Source organism: Acidovorax cavernicola (genome assembly GCF_003581445.1).
On the sequence record NZ_QXMN01000245.1, the window covers coordinates 1 to 1,125 of the forward strand.

The 1,125-nt window shown below is 68.8% G+C and carries 2 protein-coding genes; one reads left to right on the forward strand and one right to left on the reverse strand.

From position 1 onward, the window contains the following. Positions 1-551: substrate binding domain-containing protein (locus D3H34_RS32880; RefSeq protein WP_205736866.1), on the forward strand; the 551-nt coding region annotated here is incomplete at its 5' end. Here the strand turns inward: D3H34_RS32880 and D3H34_RS32885 are convergent. Further along, the gene (locus tag D3H34_RS32885) at positions 548-1,078 is read right to left on the reverse strand and encodes a 6,7-dimethyl-8-ribityllumazine synthase (RefSeq protein WP_119558887.1); all 531 of its coding nucleotides are present in this window, start codon (positions 1,076-1,078) and stop codon (positions 548-550) included. The genes D3H34_RS32880 and D3H34_RS32885 overlap by 4 nt on opposite strands. Between the last annotated feature and the right edge of the window lie 47 nt (positions 1,079-1,125).

Consider the following 1,125-nt stretch of genomic DNA (forward strand, 5'->3'; position numbering starts at 1 on the left):
GCCATCCGGCGCTGCGATTGCTGCTGCTGGTCGACGACGCACCCATCGATCTGGTGCAGGGCCGGGTCGACCTGGCGATACGCTTCGGCGCCCTGCGCGACTCGGGCTGGGCCGCGCGCCGCCTGGGCCATATGCCCTGGTGGCTTTGCGCCGCGCCGCAGTGGGTCGCGCAGCATGGCGCGCCCGAGCATCCCGCGCAGCTCGCGGGCGCGCGCTGGCTGGGAATGAATGGCCGCCTCGAATGGGAATGCCGCCACCCGAGCGAAGCCGCCTACCAGTGGCGGCTGCAGCCGCTGATCGCGAGCAACAACCACTGGTCGCTGCAGCAGATGTGCGAAGCCGGACTCGGGCCGGCGCTGCTGGCCGCGATGGATGTCAGCGAAGCGATGCAGCGCGGCCGGCTGCAGCGGCTGCTGCCGCAGTGGACGCTGGGCGGCCTCGACATCTGGGCCATGACGCCGCAGCGCGACGCCCAGCCCGCAAAGGTGCGCCAGGCGATCGCGGCGCTGCAGGACTATCTGGCGCAGCTGCCGGGCGTGGAGACGTCCTAGCCGAGCGCCTGGACGCGTTGCAACTGGGCCATTGCGCCCAGGCACGACTGCGCGACTTCGACGCCCTTCTTGACGAAGTGCGCGCGGAAGAACTCGAGGTGGTCGGCATGCTCGTGGAAGTCGCGCGGCGTGAGCACCGCCGACAGCACGGGCACATCGGTGTCGAGCTGCACGCGCATCAGGCCGTCGATCACGGCGCTGGAGACGAACTCATGGCGGTAGATGCCGCCATTGACCACCAGCGCGCAGCCGATGATCGCGTCAAAGTGGCCGCTGAGCGCCAGGCGCTTGGCCATCAAAGGGATTTCGAACGCGCCCGGCACGTCGAAATGCGCGATCTGCGTGGCCGGCATGCCTTGCTGGGTCAGCTCGCCGACCAGCGCATCGCGCGCCTGGTGCACGACGTCGGTGTGCCAGCTCGCGCAGATCACCGCGACGCGGCTGTTGCGCGCCACGCTGCCCCAGGCAGGGGCCGTGGCAACGGCGGAAGAAATGGAGGAAACGACAGCAGTGGAAGTCTGATTCATGACAAGTGGATAAACGTTGACAACATGAATCAGGGCGCGCGCGAAGC

Excerpts from the sequence above, each read along its gene's own strand:
- D3H34_RS32885 (WP_119558887.1), bottom strand. The coding sequence starts at position 1,078 with ATGAATCAGACTTCCACTGCTGTCGTTTCCTCCATTTCTTCCGCCGTT.